At 73.7% G+C, this 19,429-nt stretch carries 15 protein-coding genes; 5 read left to right on the top strand and 10 right to left on the bottom strand.

What is annotated here, in order from left to right:
- Nucleotides 1-237 precede the first annotated feature (237 nt).
- Nucleotides 238-1,503 (top strand): MFS transporter, encoded by a 1,266-nt coding sequence (locus tag OO54_RS21765; RefSeq protein ID WP_033205444.1) that lies wholly within the window; start codon nt 238-240, stop codon nt 1,501-1,503.
- Nucleotides 1,481-2,782, top strand: a complete 1,302-nt coding sequence (locus OO54_RS21760) for a D-arabinono-1,4-lactone oxidase (RefSeq protein ID WP_033205441.1) — start codon at nt 1,481-1,483, stop codon at nt 2,780-2,782. Before OO54_RS21765 ends, OO54_RS21760 begins: the two co-directional genes overlap by 23 nt.
- Nucleotides 2,783-2,785: 3 nt before the next feature.
- On the opposite strand, the gene OO54_RS21755 is transcribed toward OO54_RS21760, so the two are convergent.
- The gene (locus OO54_RS21755) at nt 2,786-3,664 is read right to left on the bottom strand and encodes a hypothetical protein (RefSeq protein ID WP_063738308.1); all 879 of its coding nucleotides are present in this window, start codon (nt 3,662-3,664) and stop codon (nt 2,786-2,788) included.
- Between the two features lie 484 nt (nt 3,665-4,148).
- Here OO54_RS21755 and sepH point away from each other — a divergent pair, with 484 nt between their 5' ends.
- A complete protein-coding gene (sepH, locus tag OO54_RS21750) occupies nt 4,149-5,189 on the top strand; it encodes a septation protein SepH (RefSeq protein WP_033205457.1) in 1,041 nt (346 codons plus the stop codon).
- A gap of 98 nt (nt 5,190-5,287) precedes the next feature.
- Here the strand turns inward: sepH and OO54_RS21745 are convergent, their stop codons facing one another.
- A complete protein-coding gene (locus OO54_RS21745) occupies nt 5,288-6,115 on the bottom strand; it encodes a sulfurtransferase (protein ID WP_033205437.1) in 828 nt (275 codons plus the stop codon).
- A gap of 161 nt (nt 6,116-6,276) precedes the next feature.
- Between OO54_RS21745 and OO54_RS21740 the strand changes: the two genes are divergently transcribed.
- Nucleotides 6,277-7,050 carry a VOC family protein gene (locus tag OO54_RS21740; protein WP_033205434.1) on the top strand — a complete coding sequence of 258 codons (774 nt, stop codon included), beginning with the start codon at nt 6,277-6,279 and terminating at the stop codon, nt 7,048-7,050.
- Between the two features lie 76 nt (nt 7,051-7,126).
- Here OO54_RS21740 and OO54_RS21735 read toward each other — a convergent pair whose 3' ends face one another.
- The 4 genes from OO54_RS21735 to OO54_RS21720 form a co-directional block, all read right to left on the bottom strand.
- Complete coding sequence (locus OO54_RS21735; RefSeq protein ID WP_051787082.1) at nt 7,127-8,518, bottom strand: polysialyltransferase family glycosyltransferase; 1,392 nt, start codon at nt 8,516-8,518, stop codon at nt 7,127-7,129.
- 3 nt (nt 8,519-8,521) lie between these two features.
- Nucleotides 8,522-9,487, bottom strand: coding sequence for a glycosyltransferase family 2 protein (locus OO54_RS21730; protein ID WP_033205432.1), 966 nt, complete (start codon nt 9,485-9,487; stop codon nt 8,522-8,524).
- A 51-nt stretch (nt 9,488-9,538) separates the two neighbouring features.
- A complete protein-coding gene (locus OO54_RS21725; protein WP_033205429.1) occupies nt 9,539-12,118 on the bottom strand; it encodes a YfhO family protein in 2,580 nt (859 codons plus the stop codon).
- A 195-nt stretch (nt 12,119-12,313) separates the two neighbouring features.
- Entirely contained in the window at nt 12,314-12,931 is a 618-nt protein-coding gene (locus OO54_RS21720) for an isochorismatase family protein (RefSeq protein ID WP_033205426.1), read from the bottom strand.
- A 151-nt stretch (nt 12,932-13,082) separates the two neighbouring features.
- On the opposite strand from OO54_RS21720, the gene OO54_RS21715 reads away from it, so the two are divergent.
- Nucleotides 13,083-13,775: a TetR/AcrR family transcriptional regulator gene (locus OO54_RS21715; RefSeq protein WP_033205424.1), complete on the top strand. Its 693-nt coding sequence runs from the start codon at nt 13,083-13,085 to the stop codon at nt 13,773-13,775.
- Nucleotides 13,776-13,847: 72 nt separating this feature from the next.
- Here OO54_RS21715 and OO54_RS21710 read toward each other — a convergent pair whose 3' ends face one another.
- Genes OO54_RS21710 through OO54_RS21695 form a run of 4 tightly spaced genes read right to left on the bottom strand, consistent with a single transcriptional unit; the run spans nt 13,848 to nt 19,391 of the window.
- Nucleotides 13,848-14,498 carry a thymidine kinase gene (locus OO54_RS21710; RefSeq protein ID WP_017237660.1) on the bottom strand — a complete coding sequence of 217 codons (651 nt, stop codon included), beginning with the start codon at nt 14,496-14,498 and terminating at the stop codon, nt 13,848-13,850.
- A gap of 57 nt (nt 14,499-14,555) precedes the next feature.
- A complete protein-coding gene (locus OO54_RS21705) occupies nt 14,556-15,761 on the bottom strand; it encodes an alkaline phosphatase family protein (RefSeq protein ID WP_033205423.1) in 1,206 nt (401 codons plus the stop codon).
- Nucleotides 15,761-16,357, bottom strand: coding sequence for a DUF5998 family protein (locus tag OO54_RS21700; RefSeq protein ID WP_017237658.1), 597 nt, complete (start codon nt 16,355-16,357; stop codon nt 15,761-15,763). The genes OO54_RS21705 and OO54_RS21700 overlap by 1 nt, the downstream gene beginning before the upstream one ends.
- Before the next feature lie 40 nt (nt 16,358-16,397).
- Nucleotides 16,398-19,391, bottom strand: a complete 2,994-nt coding sequence (locus tag OO54_RS21695) for a bifunctional acetate--CoA ligase family protein/GNAT family N-acetyltransferase (protein ID WP_033205420.1) — start codon at nt 19,389-19,391, stop codon at nt 16,398-16,400.
- Between the last annotated feature and the right edge of the window lie 38 nt (nt 19,392-19,429).

Here is a 19,429-nt window from a genome sequence, read left to right as displayed (position 1 = left end):
TCTCCAGGAACGGGACCACGTCGTCCGGGCCCTCGGGGCCGCCGAAGGAGAGCAGCAGCAGGGCGTCGTACGGGGCGGGATCGTGCTGATCGGACATGGCACCGATCCTCCCACCCGTGCCCGGCCCCGAAAGGCGCGGCCCGTCCGTGGGGACTCGTCCGAAAAAGGGGGATGACCGATTGACTTCAACACCGTAGGCTTTAGCTATTAATTACACGTGTTGACCAAGGACGCCTCTTGCCCAGTCCCTACCGCGCGATCTTCGAGGCCCCCGGCACCGCCTCGTTCTCCATCGCCGGCTTCTTCGGCCGGATGCCGCTGTCCATGATGGGCATCGGCATCGTGACCATGATCTCGCAGGTCACCGGCAGGTACGGGCTCGCCGGCGCGCTCGCCGCGACCCTCGCCATGTCCGCCGCGGCCCTCGGCCCCCGGGTGTCGCGGCTCGTCGACCGGCACGGGCAGCGCAAGGTGCTCCGGCCGGTGACGCTGATCTCGCTGGCCGCGGCCGCCGGACTCCTCCTCTGCGTGCAGCAGGGGGCTCCGGACTGGGCGCTCTTCGTCTTCACGGCCGTGATCGGCGTCGTGCCCAGCCTCGGCGCGATGACCAGGGCGCGCTGGGCGGAGATCTACCGGGGCGACGGGCGGCGCCTGCACACGGCGTACTCCTGGGAGTCGATCGTCGACGAGGTGTGCTTCATCTTCGGCCCGATCATCTCGATCGGCCTGTCGACGACCTGGTTCCCCGAGGCCGGTCCGCTGTTCGCCGGGGTGTTCCTGACCGTCGGCGTCTTCTGGCTGACCTCGCAGCACGCCACCGAACCCGTGCCGCACCCGCGGGAAGACGGCGTGAAGACCGCTTCCGCGCTCCGCTCCCCCGGCCTCCAGGTGCTGACCCTCGCCTTCGTCGCCACCGGCGCCATCTTCGGCTCCGTGGACGTGGTGACCGTGGCCTTCGCCGAGGAGCAGGGCCACAAGGCCGCCGCCAGCCTGGTCCTGGCCGTCTACGCACTGGGTTCCTGTCTGGCCGGCGCGGTCTTCGGGCTGCTGCACCTCAAGGGCGAGCCGTCCCGCCGCTGGCTGCTGGGCGTCTGCGCGATGGCCGTGAGTATGATCCCCCTCCTACTGGCCGGGAACTTGCCGTTGCTGGCCGTGGCGCTCTTTGTCGCGGGCCTGTCCATCGCACCGACGATGGTGACCACCATGGCCCTCGTCGAAGCGCACGTACCGCGCACCAAGCTGACCGAGGGCATGACCTGGACGGGTACCGGCCTCGCGATCGGCGTGGCGCTCGGCTCGTCGGCCGCCGGCTGGGTGGTCGACGCGTCGGGGGCCGAGGCGGGATACGTGGTGCCCGTCGTCTCGGGCGCGCTCGCGGTCGCGGTGGGTCTCCTCGGACACCGCCGGCTGAGCAGGCCGGCGCCGAACCGGGAGGGGCAGCGTGAGCGGGACGACGACAGCGGGGTCGGGGAGCGCCAGGATGGCGAGCAACCCGTGGCGTAACTGGGCGGGCAACGTCACCTCCCGTCCGGTGCGGGAGGTGAGCCCGGCCTCGGCCGAGGAGCTCGCCGACGCGGTGCGCCGGGCGGCCGCGGACGGGCTGCGGGTGAAGACGGTCGGGACCGGCCACTCCTTCACCTCGATCGCGGCCACCGACGGCGTCCTGATCCGCCCGGGACTGCTGACCGGGATCCGGCGGATCGACCGCGAGGCGATGACCGTGACGGTCGAGTCGGGCACCCCGCTCAAGCGGCTCAACGTGGCGCTGGCCCGGGAGGGCCTGTCGCTCACGAACATGGGCGACATCATGGAGCAGACCGTCGCCGGAGCCACCTCCACGGGCACCCACGGCACGGGCCGCGAGTCCGCCTCGATAGCCGCGCAGATCCGCGAGCTGGAGCTGGTGACGGCCTCGGGCGACCTGCTCACCTGTTCGGAGAAGGAGAACCCGGAGGTCTTCGCGGCCGCCCGGATCGGTCTCGGCGCGCTCGGCGTGGTCACGGCGATCACCTTCGCGGTGGAGCCGGTCTTCCTGCTCACCGCGCGCGAGGAGCCGATGACCTTCGACCGGGTCACGTCCGACTTCGACGCGCTGCACGCGGAGAACGAGCACTTCGAGTTCTACTGGTTCCCCCACACGGACAACTGCAACACCAAGCGCAACAACCGCAGCGCGGGCCCCGCCGCCCCTCCCGGGCGGATCGGCGGCTGGATCGAGGACGAGCTCCTCTCCAACGGCCTCTTCCAGCTCGCCTGCTCGGTGGGCCGCGCGGTCCCGCCGGTGATCCCCTCGATCGCCAAGGTCTCCAGCCGGGCCCTGTCGGCCCGTACGTACACCGACATCCCGTACAAGGTCTTCACCTCACCCCGCCGGGTGCGCTTCCTGGAGATGGAGTACGCGCTGCCGCGCGAGGCGGCGGTCGCCGCGCTGCGCGAGCTCAAGGCGATGGTCGAGCGCTCGCCGCTGAAGGTCAGCTTCCCGGTCGAGGTCAGGACGGCCCCGGCGGACGACATCGCGCTCTCCACGGCCTCGGGGCGGGAGACCGCGTACATCGCCGTCCACCTGTACAAGGGCACGCCCCACCAGGCGTACTTCACCGCGGTGGAGCGCATCATGACGGCGCACGGGGGCCGGCCCCACTGGGGCAAGATCCACACCCGCGACGCCGCCTACTTCTCCGAGGTCTACCCGCGCTTCGCCGAGTTCACGGCGCTGCGCGACCGGCTCGACCCGGACCGCCTGTTCGCCAACGACTACCTGCGGCGGGTGCTGGGCGACTGACCGTCACCCGGTTCCCGTGTCGCCGCCGGCCGTTGCCGGGGCGTCCGGCAGTCCGGCGCCGGTGGTCGGCTCCTGGGTCGGGGCGCTCGGCGTCGGCGCGGTCGTGGGATCCGTCGGCGTCGGGGCGGGCGTCTCGCCGCCGGCCGAACCGGACGGGGTCGGCTCGGCGGAAGGGGTGGCCGTCCCACTTCCCCGCTCACCCGCACCCTGGTCGCCCGGGGTCGCGGTGGAGCCGGTCGTGGGGGTGCCGCCGTCCCGCGGCCGCGTGGTGCCGTCGGAGGAGCCGGAGGGCGCGGGCTCGGGCCGCTCGTCGCGGTCCGGCGCGTCCTGCCCGGCACCCCCGCCGCGGACGGCGGAGCCGAAGGTGGTGCTTCCGTGCGTGCCGCTGAAGTCCTGGCCGGAGACCAGTTCGTAGGCGGTGATCCCGCCCATGGTGACGCCGAAGACCAGCGCGGCGGCGATCGCCGGACGCTTCCAGCCCCGCACCCGGGTGCCGTGGGTGGTCGCGTCGCCGAACTCCTCGTCGTACGGGGAGGGTGCGGCCGGGACCGTGCCGAGCATCAGGGTGCGGTCGTCCTGCGGCCCGGCCGTGACCGGGACCTGACGGGCCTTCGGTTTGGCGGCCGCGGTCGCGTCGCGGACCTGCTCGCCGGTGCGCTTGAAGAGGTGCTGGAACAGGGGGCCGCCGCAGGTGGCGATGACACTGATCACACCGGCGCCGAGGATCGTGCCGTACACGCCGAGGGTGGAGGCGAGCTTGGCGGCGATGACGGCGGCCAGGGCGCTGCCCGAGACCTGAGCCACGCTCAGGTCGATCCTTCTCCTGCCGCCCTCCTTCTCCTCCTCCGCTTCGCCCGTGTCGGTGTCCGGCCTGTGACGCATCTCCAACCCCTGACGGTTCATCCGTTCGCCTTGCACCCAGAAGGGACAAATGGGCGAAGCGAATAGTTCCGTTTCTGCTGTTTCTGTGAACAGCGACACGTATGGGGGAAGATCGCGGAGACTCAACTCCCGTACCGCCCGAGAAGTTGGGCGGCGCGCCGGTCCACCCAGGTGGCCCGAATGGAGTACATTGGCGAACCCTGGGTCCGGACGCCTTCGGGTGCCCGGGATCAAGGGGAGGGAGCCGAAAGCGGCACTCGAACCGGTGACGCCGCGGCACCACACGGAATCCGGCTGCACAGAGTGACGGCCAGTCACTCCGGGTAGCCATCAGGTCACCGTGTCATAACGGCGTTCCAGGGTCCATGCCCGACACGCCGGGCAACTCGGCAAGGTAGTGGCAGGCTGCACCCGGGCAGGCCACACTCGACTAGCGGAAGCAGCGACGCACGTGACGTCGGCAGGCACCACCCGGGAGGTCCCCATGCCCGAACTGCGTGTCGTGGCCGTCTCCAACGACGGCACACGACTGGTGCTGAAGGCTGCTGACAGCACGGAGTACACGCTTCCGATCGACGAGCGGCTCCGTGCCGCCGTGCGCAACGACCGCGCACGCCTCGGCCAGATCGAGATCGAGGTCGAGAGCCACCTCCGCCCCCGTGACATCCAGGCGCGCATACGAGCCGGTGCCTCCGCCGAGGAGGTCGCCCAGCTCGCCGGAATCCCCGTCGACCGCGTGCGGCGCTTCGAGGGCCCCGTACTCGCCGAGCGCGCCTTCATGGCGGAGCGGGCCCGCAAGACCCCGGTCCGCAGGCCCGGCGAGAACACCGGCCCGCAGCTCGGCGAGGCGGTGCAGGAGCGGCTGCTGCTGCGCGGCGCCGACAAGGACACCGTGCAGTGGGACTCGTGGCGCCGCGACGACGGCACCTGGGAGGTGCTGCTCGTCTACCGGGTCGCGGGCGAGGTCCACACGGCCAGCTGGACGTACGACCCGCCCCGGCGGCTCGTCCAGGCCGTCGACGACGAGGCGCGGGCCCTGATCGGCGAGACGGACGACACGATCGCCGCCGCGCCCGAGCCGAGCTTCCCGTTCGTGCCCCGGATCGCCAGGCTGCCCCGGGACAGGCCGCTCGACCGGGCCCTCGACCGCCAGATCGACCGGTCGGACCGCCAGCTGGAGCGGGCGTCCGCGTCCGCCGAGCCGGAGGAGGAGCGGGACTCGCTGACGAGCCTCCTGGAGGCCGTGCCCAGCTTCCGCGGCGACATGGTCGTGCCCGAGCCCCCGGACACGGAGCCCTCGGAAGAGGTCGAGGCGGAGGAACCGCCGGCTCCGGCCGCCTCGGCGGGCGCGGGCTCCGCGTACGCCGACGTCCTCATGCCGCGCGCCGTCTCGGGCCACCGGGACCGGCTCACCGGCACCACGGACCGCCAGGCCGAAGCGGACGGCGTCCGCCCGGGCCGCCGCGCGGCGGTCCCCAGCTGGGACGAGATCGTCTTCGGAACCCGGCGCAAGAAGCAGGAGTGACACCGCGCCGCTCCCGTACGGAGAGTCGTACGCGAGCGGTGGGAGCCGTACGGAAGGGGCCCGCGCCGTGGCATCGGCGCGGGCCCCTTCCGTACGCGCTAGCGCGGGTCCGGGCCCGTGGCCACCGGGCGGGCCGGGTCGGCGGACCACGCGGACCAGGAGCCCGCGTAGAGGGCCGCGGGGATGCCCGCGATCTCCAGGGCGAGGACCTCGTGCGCGCCGGAGACGCCCGAGCCGCAGTAGACCGCGACCGGGGTGTCGTCGGTGGCGCCCAGGGCCGTGAAGCGTTCGCGCAGGACGTCGGCGGCGAGGAAGCGCCCGTCGGCGTCGACGTTCTCGGTCGTCGGGGCCGAGACCGCACCGGGGATGTGCCCGCCGACCCGGTCGATCGGCTCCACGTCCCCGCGGTAGCGCTCGGCGGCGCGGGCGTCCAGGAGCAGGCCCGCGTCGGCCAGGGCGGCCGCCCCGTCGGCGTCGAGCAGTCCGAGCGCGCCCGGCTCGGGCCGGAAGTCGCCCGGCTCCGGCACGGGGACCTTCTCCGTCAGCTCCCCCGTCCACGCCGCGAGACCACCGTCCAGGACCCGGACGTCGGGGTGGCCCGCCCAGCGCAGCAGCCACCAGGCGCGGGCCGCGCCCCAGCCGAGGCCGCCGTCGTACACGACGACGGGCCGGCCCGCCGAGACGCCCGCACGGCGCATCGCGGCCCCGAAGACCGCCAGGTCGGGCAGCGGGTGGCGGCCACCGGTCCCGGGCGGGCCGGCGAGCTCCGCGTCGAGGTCGACGTAGACCGCGCCGGGCAGGTGCCCGGCCTCGTACGCGGGCCGTCCGGGCGGGCCTCCCAGAGTCCAGCGGACGTCCAGGAGGACCGGCGGCCGGACCCCGGCCGACTCGCTCAGCAGTTCGCTTGCGGAGATGATGGGCTTCATGGGAGCCATCCTCGCGCAGCCGCACGGCCGCCGGGGACGAACCCGGCGTCCTTCCGGCGGATCGCGCCCCGCCTGGCGTGGCCGGGGCGCGCCGCGGCCCCGTCGGTGTCACCATCGGACCGGGGACACGGCCACGACGATGGTCCGAGGAGAGAGTGACGATGACCGAGGCGACTCGGCGCACGGCGGGCACCCCCTGTTGGGTGAGCCTGATGGTGCACGGGCTTGACGCCACCCAGGAGTTCTACAACGCCCTCTTCGACTGGGAGTTCGTGCCCGGTCCGCAGCACCTCGGGCCTTACGTGCGCGCGCTGCTCGGCGGCAAGGAGGTGGCGGGCATCGGCCAGCTGCCGCCCGACCGGAACCTGCGGATCGCCTGGACCCCCTATCTGGCCACGGACGACGCCGACGAGACCGCCGAGACCATCCGCTGCTGCGGGGGAACCGTGGCGGTGGGTCCGCTGGACGCGGGCGAGGCCGGGCGGCTCGTCATCTGCTCCGACCCGGTCGGCGCCGTCTTCGGCGTCTGGCAGGCCGAGGCGCACCACGGGACGGCGGCGGCCGGCCCCCCGGGAACCCCGGTCTGGAACGAGCTGCTCACGTACGAGACCTCATCGGTCGGCAAGTTCTACCGGAGCGTCTTCGGCTTCGAGGTGGATCCGGTCGTCTCCGCCGACCACGACTACGCCACGCTCCTGGTGGACAGGCTTCCGGTGGCCTCCCTCCACGGCGTCGGCAACGCGCTCCCCCGGGACCGCGGCCCGCACTGGATGACGTACTTCGAGGTGGCCGACACGGACGCGGCCGCCCGGTTCGTCGTGGAGCTCGGCGGCCGCGTGCTGCGCCCGCCGCGCGAGGGCACGGCGGGGCGGCTCGCGGTGGTGGCCGACCCGGAGGGCGCGGTCTTCACCCTGGTCAGGTCCGCCCCGGCGTGACGCCGGCCGCGCGGATCGGCCCCGTCGCGTGGGCGGGGCGCGGTCGCGCGGGTCGGCCCGGTCGTGTGGGCGGGGTTCAGCCGCGCAGGGTGCGGGCCAGGGTGCGGAGCCGGGAGGTGCCGGTCCGTGCCGGGGTCGGGTCCCCGCCCGGCAGGCCGAGCCGGGTGAGCCGTTCGGCGGTGAAGTGGTGCGCGGTGCCGGGGTCGGCGTGGTGCTCGGCCAGGAAGCGGGTGGTCTCCTCGCGGAGCCCCGGGTGGATGGTGTGCCGCATGCAGTAGCCGACGGCCCGGACCAGGGGCGTGAGCGACTCCGGGGCCGGGCCGGGGACGGCGGGCTCCTCGCCGCGCTCCAGGTCGGGGACGAGGTGGTCGACGACGGTGAGCGGGATCCGGTTGCTGTTCTCGTAGGGCGTGAGGCGTTCGAGGACCTCGGCCGTGCCCACGCGCGCGATGGGGATGCCGTAGTAGACGGCGGCGGTGAGCATCGCGGTGGAGAAGCAGCCGACGACGAGCGTGGGCCGGCACCGCTCGTAGAAGGTCTCGGCGAGCAGCGGTCCGTCGAGGACGGTCAGCCGGACACCGGACCGCTCCGCCTCCTCGTGGAGGACCTGGGAGTAGCGGGCGGGTGCGGTGGGGTGGGGTTTGAAGACGACCGAGCGGTGTCCGGCGGCCGCGGCGCCGTGCAGCATCCGGACGTGGAGTTCCTCCTCCTCGTCCGCGGTGAGCAGGTTGAGCGCGGCGAGGTACTGGCCGAGCAGGAGGGCCGTGGCCCCGGCGGCGGCGGTCCGCGCGATGCCGGGGTCGTCGGCCGCCTCCTCGGCGATCTCGGCGAGGACCGCGCGGAAGGCGCCGTCGGGGACGAGCTCGGGCTCGACGCCGTACTCGCTCAGGAGGAGCGGCCGGAGTCCCGGCACCAGGTCGAGGTGGAGGACCCGCCGGACGCGGCAGGCGAGGGACTGCGCGAGGTCGGAGCGGGTGGGGCCGTAGCTCATGAGGCCGTCGGCGTAGACGTGCAGGTCGCTCTCGGGGAACGCGCCGGCGAGCGCCTTGGCGGGGTTGACCTGGATGGACTCGACGATCAGCTCGACGGGGCCGGTGCCGAGGTCCCAGGCGGTGCGGAACACGCGCTGCCAGAGCGGGGCCTCTTCGGGGCGGGGGGCCCAGCCGGCGGGGTGGTACGGGTGGACGGCCTCGTTCCAGTCGAGGGTGCCGTCGAAGCGGGCGGCGATCCGGCCGTAGCCGGTCATGGTCTCCAGGCGCAGCGCGGTCTCGGGGATCTCGGCGTTGTGCGAGAGCAGCAGGAGCCTGCGGGCGTCCTCGCGGGGGCCGAAGCGTCCGGCGTCCAGGGCCGCGGCGAGCGTGGCGGCGCCGTACAGGGTGGACACCTGGAAGAGCTGGACCCGGCGGCCGTCGGCGGTCGTCTCGTGCGCCGTTCCGGGGAGGGGCGCGGATGCCGTGTCGGGGGCCATGGTTCAGGCGGTCCTTCCGGTGTCGCGCAGGCTCCGGAGCAGGGTGCTGCGCGGGGTGTCCATGGTGGCCAGGGTCTCGTCGAGGACGTGCCGCGGCATCCGGTGCAGTGCGTCGCGGACGTCGGCGCGCAGCCGTGTGGCGACGTCCGGTTCGTAGGCGGCTTCCTTGCCGATGTGGAAGGCGATCATGGCGCAGTACGTGCGGACCGCCTTCGGCAGGAACCGCTCGGCCTCGGCGTCCCGGGAGACGTCGTCGAGCAGGAGGTCGTACGAGGGGATGAAGTCGAGCTGCCGGTTGTCGGTGATCTGGGTGAGCGAGGTGGTGACGCCCCGCCGGTAGAAGACGCCGTGCAGGGAAAGGGCTGCGAAAGTGCGGGCCTTGAGGTGGAGTCGCCAGATCCAGAGGCGGTCCTCGGCGGTTCTGAGGGAGGTCTCGAAACGCGAGGCGCCGTTCTCGAAGAGGCGTCCGCTGTAAATGCCGAACGGGACGAACGGGTAATCCACCATGGTCACCATGCTGGCCGGCGAGATTCCGTCCCTCGGGTCCATCACGGTGTCCCGGCGCTTGGCCGGCGCATAGCGGATCTGGCGTTTCCGGCCTTCCGAGAGGACGTGGTCGGTGCGGGCGAAATCGCAGCCCAGCCGGGAGATTCCGGCCACGGCGGCGCTCAGGTGGCCGGGCGCGTACCAGTCGTCGCCGTCGAGGAAGGTGAGGTAGTCGCCGCGTGCCGCGTCGATTCCGGTGTTGCGTGCCTGGGCGACGCCCTGGTTCGTCTCGTGGCGGATGACGGTGGCGTTCGGGAGCCGGTCGCGCCAGCGGTCGAGGATTTCCGGGGTGTCGTCCGTCGAGCAGTCGTCGATGAGCAGGAACTCGAATTCCGGATCCGCGTTGTTCGCGAGGCTGCGCAGGGTGTCGGGCGCGTATGCCCCGACGTTGTGGAACGGTACGACGACGGACAGTTTCGGCACTCGGAATCCCCACACTGATTCGAACAGTTAAACGTCGCTACGGCGGGCAGGTTAGCCGTCCGCTTTTCCGGACGAACGATCCGTACGTGCACTGCGGGTGAACTCTTGCCGTCTCCCGCGGATACCCGTCACGGCGAGGGCGAGCAGTGCGAGCACGCCGACGGCGCCGCCGAGCCGGAGCCCCGGGGGCCGGAAGGAGCAGTGGACCGTGGTGGCCCGCCCGTCGAGGGGGACGGCGACGAGGCCCTCGTACGCGCGCGCGGGGCGCGGGTCCGCGTCTCCGGCGGCGCAGCTCCAGCCGGAGACGCGGGGGGCGGCCAGGACGGCGACGCCCTTGCTGCCGGGTGGGAGTTCGGCGGTGACGGTGTGTCCGGTGGTACGCACGCGTGTGGCGCCGGTCGCGGTGAGCTCCCGGACGGCGGAGTCGAGCCGGGCGCGGAGCAGGCAGCCGACCGGTTGCCGGGGCAGCCGGACGCGGGCCTCGGGAGCCAGGTCGATCCGGACCTCGCCGGAGGCCGGCACGGTGCCGAGGGGCCGCATGGGGGCGCGTACGGACGGGGGCTTGCCCTCGAACTCCACCGGGGCCTCGCCGGCGAGGGCTGCGGTGCCCCGGTACTCGGGGGCCCAGAACCAGACCTGGGAGCCCGCCGGGCAGCGGGCGGCGAGGGTGTGTCCGGTACGGCGCGGGGCGGCCGGCAGCTCGTACACGGTGGTGCCGAGCAGTCGTTCCTGCCGGGCGAAGGCGGAGTCCCCGGGGTGCGTGGCCGGCCGGCCCGGCGGTCGGACGGTGACCAGGGGCGGTACGGGTGTGGTGGTGGCGGTCACGGCGGCGCGGGGCGGCGCGTCCTGCCGGACCGGCTCCGTGGGACGGGAGCGGATCCGCGTGCCGATGGAGAACAGGGCGTCCGTCACCGGGTTGTCGAGGCTGACCGGGTGCCGGCCCTTGGCGTAGTGGCCGAAGCCCAGGGAGTCGAGGGTGCGGGAGGTCGTCTCGGCGGTCAGGCTGCTGTAGTAGTCGGCGCCCTGCCCGCCGACCAGCAGGACGTCGTTCCCTCCGGGGACCTCTCCCGGGTCCGTGCGGTAGCGGGGCCAGGCGTCCGCGCGCGCCGCCTCCCGGGCCACGTCCTCGTGCCACGGGCCGATCCGGGGCGACCAGGAGACCTCGCTCCGCTGCTGCTCCTCGATCCGTTTCCCGGTGACGGCCGCCTCACCCGCCTGGGCGGCGACGAGCAGCACCACGGCGAGAACGGGCAGTACGCGCGCGTGGGCCCGGCGGGCGCCGGCCAGGGCGAGCAGCACCGCGCCGAGCGCCAGAATCGCGGCCGCGCCGAAGGCGGGAAAGGTCCACCGGTCGATGTCGACACTGCCCCGGGCCGCCCACGCCAGGGCCCCGAGGAGCGTGCCGCCCGCGAGGAGCGCGGCCGGCCGGGGCAGGCCGTGGGCGACCGAGAACCAGGCCGCGATGAGCAACAGGCCGCACAGGACGAAGGTCTGACGGTAGGGGATGCCGTTGGGCGAGGCGCCGGCGTGCCAGAGCAGGTGGGTGGGTTCCCACTGGAGGGAGAGCGCCACCAGGGCGATCGCGGTCGTCCATCCGGCCCTGACGCGCGGGGCGACGGCCCGGTGGAAGGGCAGCGTCAGGGCCAGCGCGAGGGCGGGCGTGCCGATGAAGAGTGCGGGGCTGGCCACGCTCGCCGTCGCGGGCAGGAAGCGGGCGAGGACCTCCGTCCAGGCGGCGGGCGTGAAGGTGGTCTCCGGGGTGGGGTCGGCGACCTTCGTGGCGACGAAGACGGCCACCACGAGCGGCGCCGCGAGACCGGTCCCGATGAGCACGCTCCGGGTGGCGCGCAGCGCCCCGGCGACCCGCTGCCGGGCGGTGGCGGTCTCCTCGGCGGTGAGAAGCCGGACCACGAGGACGACGGCCGCGCCGAGGGTCGCCATGTACGCCGTGTAGAAGTTCGCGATCCAGGCGAGGGCGACGACCAGGGGGCCGAGGACGGGGCGGCGGCCGGTGCGGGCCCATTCGCCGACCAGGCAGAGCAGCGGGAAGGCGACGAGCCCGTCGAGCCACATCGGGACGGTGGCCCCGTAGTTGAACGTCCAGCCGCAGAGCGCGTAGGCGGTGCCGAGCACGGCGGCGACGGGCCAGGGGCCGGGGCGCAGCCGCAGGAGCAGCAGCGCCATCGCGGCTCCGGCGGCGGTGATCTTGGCGGCCGTGACGACGTAGAGGGCAAGCTCGATCCGGTCGGCCGGGAAGGCCACGACGAGCAGGTCGAAGGGGCTGCTCAGATAGGTGCCGATGTCGCCGAGGAAGTTCGCCCCGAAGCCGGAGTTCCAGTTGAGGAAGGCGTCCCCGTGCGTCTCGCCGAGGAGGAGGGCGCGCCAGTAGGCGTGGTACGGCAGGTACTGCTGGCCCAGGTCGACGATGTTCCTGGTCACCGGGCCGAACGGGTGGCTGCGGGAGAGCCGGCCCGCGAGGCAGAGGAGTACGGCGGTGAGCAGGGCGGCGGCGAGGGGGCCGGCGGCGGCCGGGGCGAGCGGTCCCCGTCGCGGGCCGCCCGTCCGGCCGCCCGCCCCTTCCCCGTCCCCGACCTTGTCCTCGTCGGGCACGGTGTCGGCGGCGGGGGGCACATGTCCTCCAGGGGGCGCGCGGTGCGGGGGCGCCCGGAGGATGGAGTCGTCGCGGGCCGACCGCCATTACCGCCGAGGCGGGCGACCCGTAACCGATCGCCAGGCGGGCTTCCGGCACACCCCGGGTGAACACCCGGTGCCTTCGCCCGCCTCCGCGGGTCGGCCGCCGGCCCGGGGCGGGGCGGGAGCCCTCCGTCAGCCCGCCGGCGTCAGGGCGGCGACCTCGTCGACCGTGCGGGCCACGGTGCCGAAGAGGTCGGAGACGGTGGTCAGGGCGGCGGTCTGGAGGGCGTCCGACGCCAGGACGGTGCCGTCCGGGGCCGTCAGGGGACGGGTGGCGGTGGCCTCGGCGACCACGGTGGGGCGGTACCCGCGGTTGAAGGCGCCCTGTGCGGTGAACAGGACGCACATGTGCGTCATGAACCCGGCGATCACGAGGTCGCCGCTGACGCCGAGGCCCTGGAGGGTCTCCTGGAGGTCCGTGGCGTGGAAGGCGTCGGGGAACTGCTTGACGACCACCTTCTCCCCCTCGGCGGGGGCGACTTCGTCGCTGATCGCGCCGATCTCCGCCCGGATGTCGTACGGAGTGCCCTCGCCGCCGTCGTTCACGACGTGCACGACGGGCGCGCCGGCCGCACGGGCGGCGGCGAGCAGCCGGGCGGCGGCGGCGACGGCCCGCTCGGCCCCGTCGAGCGCCATGACGCCGGTGCGGTAGGTGTTCTGGAAGTCGATCATGATCAGGGCGGACTCGCCCAGGCGCGGGAGCTCCTGGGGCAGGCCGATCACATCACGCAGGGTGGTGGAGGCGGTCATGGCGGTTCCTCTCGGTTCGGGACGTACGGGAGCCCGGGCTGTTTCACACGCTAACATGGTTTGCAATCATCGATAACAACGTTCCGCGCGAACGCAACCCCGCCCGGCGAACGCCCAGGTCCGCAGTGTTAGCGCTGTTATCGTGAGAGCCATGTCGACGGCACGAGAGCGCATCCTGGAAGCCACCGGGGAACTGCTCGCAACCAAGGACGCGCTCGCCATCTCGACCCGGGCCATCTGCGACCGGGCGAAGGTCGGCATGCCCGAGATCTACCGACAGTTCGGCGACAAGCAGGGGCTGCTCACCGCCGCGGCCGACATCGGCTTCGAGCGCTTCCTCGCCGACAAGAGGCGCAACCCGCTCACCGACGACCCGGTGGCCGACCTCCGCACCGCCTGGGACAGCCACGTCGGGTTCGCGCTGCGCAACCCGCACCTCTACCGCCTGATGTTCACGCCGACGGGCGACGCCAAGCCCCAGGCCATCCACGAGGCCAGGGCCATCCTCCTGAAGGCCGTGGAGCGCTGCCGCGACGCCGGACGCCTGCGCACGACCCCCGAGCTGGCCGGCCAGACGATCCTCTCCGCCAACGTGGGCGTGTGCATGATGGCCCTGTCCTTCCCCGAGCTGTTCGGGGACCCCGCGATCTCCGGATCGGTCCGCGACGCCGTGATCGGCAAGATCACCGGCGACGAGCGGGAGGACACCCGGATCGGCCCCGCGACCGTCCTCGCCCAGGCCCTCGTGGGCACCCTGACGGGCAGCGCTCCCCTCGACGGCGCGGCCCTCGACCGCCTGACCGGGGCGCTCCGAGGACCGGACGCGCCGCCCTCGGAGCCGTAGGGCGCCCCTCGGACGACGAAGCGGCCCTCCCGGAGACTTCCGAGGGGCCGCGCGGTCGGAGGTCCCGTCGCGTCAGGCGTGGTTGACCGGGAGGACGTCCGGGGACAGGGCGCCGGCACGGGCCGAGGCCGAGGTCATGTGGCGGCGGTGGTGGCGGCGGCAGAGGACCTCGTAACCGATCTCCTCCGAGGGCCGGTTCACGTCCCCGACGACGACCTGCTCGCCCTCGACGACCATCACCCCGCCCACCGTCCGGGCGTTGTGCGTGGCCCGCGCGCCGCACCAGCACAGCGCCTCGACCTGGAGCTGCTCGATCCGGTCCGCCAGCTCGATCAGCCGCTGCGAGCCGGGGAAGAGCTTCGTCCGGAAGTCCGTCGTGATGCCGAAGGCGAAGACGTCCATGCCGAGGTCGTCGACGATGCGGGCGAGCTGGTCGATCTGGTCGGGGGCGAGGAACTGGGCCTCGTCCACGATCACGTAGTCCGCCTTGCCGCCCTGGGAGAGCTGGCCCACCAGGTAGGCGTACAGGTCCATGCCCTCGCCCGCCTCGACCGCCTCCGTGACCAGGCCGAGCCGGGACGAGAGCTTGCCCTCGCCCGCCCGGTCGTCACGGGTGAAGATCACGCCCTGGAGCCCGCGGGCCGACCGGTTGTGCCCGATCTGGAGGGCCAGGGTGCTCTTCCCGCAATCCATGGTTCCGGAGAAGAAGACCAGCTCGGGCATGACGGGTCGGGGACCTTTCAGGTCGGGGGAAGGGGAGGGGAAGAGGGCGCGGACGGGTCAGGAGCGGACTTCGAGCAGCGGGACGAGCTGCTCCGCCGCGGTCATCGAACCGTGCATGCCGGCCATCGCGGACTCGTGGGGCTCGTTGACGGAGGCGGTGATCGCGAAGTCGTCCTCGGCGGCGACGACGACGTCGCCGATCCGGCCGTACACGCGCTCGTCGATCTCGTCGCCGAACCAGCCGAGCGAGATCGCCTCGTCGCGGCTCGCGACCCAGAACTGCTCGCCGACGACCTCACGCCAGCAGGTGAGGACATCCGCCTCGGCGCCGGGGACCGCGTAGACGTGCCGGGCACGGCCCTCGCCGCCGAGCAGGGCGACGCCGGCACGCAGCTCCCAGTCCTCGTCGAAGTCGATGCGGTGCTCTTCGTCGAAGGGGATGTCGACCATGCCGTGGTCGGCCGTGACGTACAGCGCGGCGCGGGGCGGCAGCTGCTCGGCGAGCCGCTGGACGAGCCGGTCGACGAACATCAGCTGACCGCGCCAGGCGTCCGAGTCGATGCCGAAGCGGTGTCCCGCGCCGTCGAGTTCGCTGTAGTACGTGTACACCAGCGAGCGGTCGCCGGCGGCGAGCTGCTCGGCGGCGAAGTCCATCCGCTCCTCGCCGGAGAGCCGCCCGTGAAACGTTCCGCCGCTGAGCGCGACCTTCGTGAGCGGGGTCTGCTCGAAGATCGGGGAGGACACCTGTGCGGTGTGGATCCCGGCCTCGTGCGCCAGCTGGAAGACGGTCGGGTACGGCTGCCAGACGTGCGGCGCGGTCCACGGCTTCCAGCGCAGCTGGTTCATCAGCTCGCCGGTCTCGGGATTGCGCACCGTGTAGCCGGGCAGTCCGTGCGTGCCGGGGTAGCGCCCCGTGCCGACGGAGGCCAGCGAGGTCGCGGTGGTGGCGGGGAACCCGGCGGTGACCGGACGGCCCGTGCCGCCCCGCGAGGAGCCGAGGAGCGAGGTCAGATAGGGGGCCTCGTCCGGGTGCGCCTTGATCTGCTCCCAGCCGAGACCGTCGATCAGGAAGACGCAGTTCCGGTCGGCCGGCGCGAGCTCCGCGATCCGCGGTTCGAAGCCGGCCACGCCCTGACCCGCCACCAGCGTCGGCAGCAGGTCGCCCAGCGAGCCGGAGGTGTACTCGGGCACCGGCGCGCTCGCCGGCGCGAGCGGGACCGGGTCGTCGGGCCAGCCGTGGGTCATCGCGGCGGGCTGCGCCATCAGCGGGCGGGCGCGGCGGTCGCCGCGATGGCTTCGGAGAGCGCCTGCGCGAAGGCGAGCGTCTGCCGGACGGTGTCCGGGCCGTCGCCGGCCTCGCTCACCCGCAGGCTGAGGTCGTCGGCGGTGGCGTTGCCCGTGTAGCCGTGGTCGGCGTCGCAGTTGGAGTCACCGCAGGCGGCGGGCTCCAGGTCGATGCGGGAGACGGCGCCCCAGCCGATGGTGAGGACGACCTCGCGGGGCAGCGTGCCCGGCGTGTACGACTCGGGGTTGGCGACGACGCGGCTGACGACGACCGAGGAGATCCGGTCGAGCTTCACGGACTCGGTGGACGTCGTGGCGTACGGGGTCGGCGAGCTCGTGTCGGCGGCCTGCTCGTCGGTGTGGCTGACGATGAAGCGGTGCGGCGTCAGGACGAGGACGGTCACGTGACGGCGGACCTCGTTCGCGTCGAAGGTGGTCTCCTGGTGGACCACGTACGACGCGACGGCCTCGCCGCCGACGGCGGCCTCCACCGCCTCGGCCACGAGTGCCGGGTAGTAGCCGCTGCGCTCGATCGCCGCGCGCAGCCCCTGGGTCGTCGTACCGCTCTTTGCCATGGACTCCATCCTACGGGGCCGCGGGCCCCCTCCGACCCCGTCAGTAACTCGGCAGGCTGCGGGGACCGAGGTCGGTGCGGGGCGGGGGCGGGGCGAGTCGGACGGTGGCGCCGAGGACGGAGAGGCCGCGGGGTGCCACGACGACCGGTTCGAGGGAGACGGCGACCACCTCGGGGTGGTCGTCGACGAGCCGCGAGACGCGGAGCAGGAGCTCCTCGAGCGCCGGAGTGTCGACGGGTGCGGAGCCGCGCCAGCCGAACAGCAGGGGTGCGGTGCGCAGGGAGCGGACCAGTTCGGCGACGTCCCGGTCGGTGGCCGGCACCAGTCGGTGGGCCGTGTCGCCGAGCAGCTCGGAGGCCGCGCCGGACAGTCCGAAGGAGAGGACGGCGCCGACGGCCGGATCGATGGCGGAGCGGACGACGGTGTCGACGCCGCGGGGCACCATCGCCTGGACGACCGGCAGGAGCTCCTCCGGCTTGCCGAGGACCTCGGTCAGCTCGGCGTACGCCGTGCGGAGCTGCTCCTCGGAGGCCAGGTCCAGGCGGACGCCGCCGAGGTCGGGGCGGTGGCGGAGGTGCGGGGCGGTCGTCTTCAGCGCGACGGGGTAGCCGAGACGGGCGGCGGCCGCGACGGCGTCGTCGGGGGTGGGCGCGGGCAGGGTCGGCAGCACGTCGATCCCGTACCGGGCGAGCAGCTCGCCGGCCTGGCCGGTGTCGAGGGTCACACCCCGGGCGTCCGCGCCGCCGTCGTCCGCGCCGCCGAGCGCGTGCTCGATGAGCGCGGCGGCCCCGCCCTCGTCGATGTCCTCGTACTCGGGCACCCGTCCCGGCTCGGCCGCCTGCCGCCGCCACTGCCCGTACCGCACCGCCTCGGCCAGCGCCCGCACGGCCCGCTCGGCGGCGGGGTAGGCGGGGATGGTCGCGGGCACGGCGGGAGCGGTGGGCGCGGCCGTCTGGGGGGCCTCGGGTGCCGGGGAGCCGGGGGCGAGGGCGCCCGGGGTCTGGGCGTCGGGGGCGAGGGGGCCGGGGGTGACGGCATAGGGGCCTGGCGGTGTCACGGCCTGGTCCGTACGGCGGGTGGCGGGGCGGGCGCCGGGGGCGGCGGCGCGGCCCGTCGGGGTCGGTCGCGTGCTGGTCGCGACGGCGAGGGCCTCCGCGAGGCCGCCCATCTCGACGTGGACGACGACGACCGGCTTGGGTGCCGGGGCGGAGGCGACGGCCTCGCGGAGGGCGGCCGCGAGGACCTCGCCGTCGCCGAACTCGGTGGCGCCGTTCTCGCCGACCCACGGGATCGCGGTCACGACGACCGCGTCGGAGGTCTCGTCCGCGAGAGCAGCCGCCAGCGCGTCCCGGAAGTCCGCCGGCTCCGCCGCCGTCGTCAGGTCGAGCGGCCGCAGCGGGCGAAGTCCCTCCGTCAGGCAGGCGTCGTACGTGAGGAGGCCGAGCGACTCGGAGTTGCCGAGGATCGCGACGCGGGGTCCGGCGGGCAGTGGCTGGGCGGCGAGGAGCAGTCCGGCGTCGACGAGTTCGGTGACGGTGTCGACGCGGATCACCCCGGCCTGGCGGAGCAGCGCGGAGACCGTGGCGTGCGGGATGCGGGTGACCGGCACCCGGTGGCCGGGCGGGGCGCTGCCGCTGTGCCGGGCGCCCTTGACCACCACGACCGGTTTGACGGCGGCGGTGCGGCGGGCGAGCCGGGTGAACTTGCGGGGGTTGCCGATCGACTCCAGGTAGAGGAGGACGACGTCGGTGCCGGGGTCGTCGTACCAGTGCTGGAGGAAGTCGTTGCCGGAGACGTCGGCACGGTTGCCGGCCGAGATGAAGGAGGAGAGGCCCGCGCCGTGCCGGTGGAGTCCGGCGAGGAGGGCGATCCCGATCGCGCCGGACTGGGCGAAGAGCCCGATGCGCCCGGCGGCCGGCATCTGCGGGGCGAGCGAGGCGTTGAGCCGCACGTCGTCGGCGGTGTTGATGATCCCGAAGGCGTTGGGCCCGATGATCCGCATGCCGTACGAGCGGGCCTGCCGTACGAGCTCGCGCTGGCGGTCGCGGCCGGCCGGCCCGCTCTCGGCGTATCCGGCGGAGAGCACGACGAGGCCGCGCACTCCGTGTTCGCCGCAGTCCGCGACGACCTGGGGCACCCGCTCGGCGGGGACGGCGACGATCGCCAGGTCCACCGGCTCCCCGATGGCGCCGACGGAGGGGTGGGCGGGGACGCCGTCGAGTTCCGCGGGCCCGTCGGTGAGCGCGGCGTTCACCGCGTACACGCGTCCGGTGAAGCCGGCCCCGATCAGGTTGCGGAGGACGGTGCGGCCGACGCCGCCCGGTGCGCGTCCGGTGCCGACCACGGCGACGGACCGGGGGGTGAGGAGCCGCTGCACGGAGCGCGCCTCGGCCCGCTGCTCCCGCGCGCGCTGGACGGCGAGGGAGCGGTCGGTGGGTTCGAGGTCGAGGTGGAGCCGGACGGAGCCGTCCTCGAAGCTGCGCTTCTGGGTGTAGCCGGCGTCCGTGAACACCTTGATCATCTTGTTGTTGGCGGGAAGCACCTCGGCGGCGAAGCGCCGGATGTCCCGCTCGCGCGCCACGGCCGCGATGTGTTCGAGGAGGGCGGAGGCGACGCCGCGGCCCTGGTGGGCGTCCTGGACGAGGAAGGCGACCTCGGCCTCGTCCGCCGGGGCGGAGGCGGGCATCCCCCGGGCGTCGATTCGGTCGTAGCGCACGGTGGCGATGAACTCGCCGCCCACGGTCGCGGCGAGTCCCACCCGGTCCACGAAGTCGTGGTGGGTGAAGCGGTGGACGTCCTTGGCGGAGAGGCGCGGGTAGGGCGCGAAGAAGCGGTAGTACTTCGACTCGTCCGAGACCTGCTCGTAGAAGCTGACCAGCCGGTCCGCGTCGTCGGCGGTGATGGGCCTGATGCGCGCGGTGCCGCCGTCGCGGAGCACCACGTCCGCTTCCCAGTGGTCGGGGTAGGCGTGCTCCGGGGGTGCCGGCGGGGCCGGTCGTTCCGCCTCTTCCGACTGCTCCGACGCGCTCTGCATGGGGTCAGCCTACGGCCGCGACACGACCGTGGCACCGC

The sequence above is a fragment of the Streptomyces wedmorensis genome (genome assembly GCF_000716445.1).
Taxonomy (GTDB): Bacteria; Actinomycetota; Actinomycetes; order Streptomycetales; family Streptomycetaceae; genus Streptomyces; species Streptomyces wedmorensis.
The sequence above is the reverse complement of the archived record's forward strand: the minus strand, read 5'-3'. Positions and strand labels throughout refer to the sequence as shown.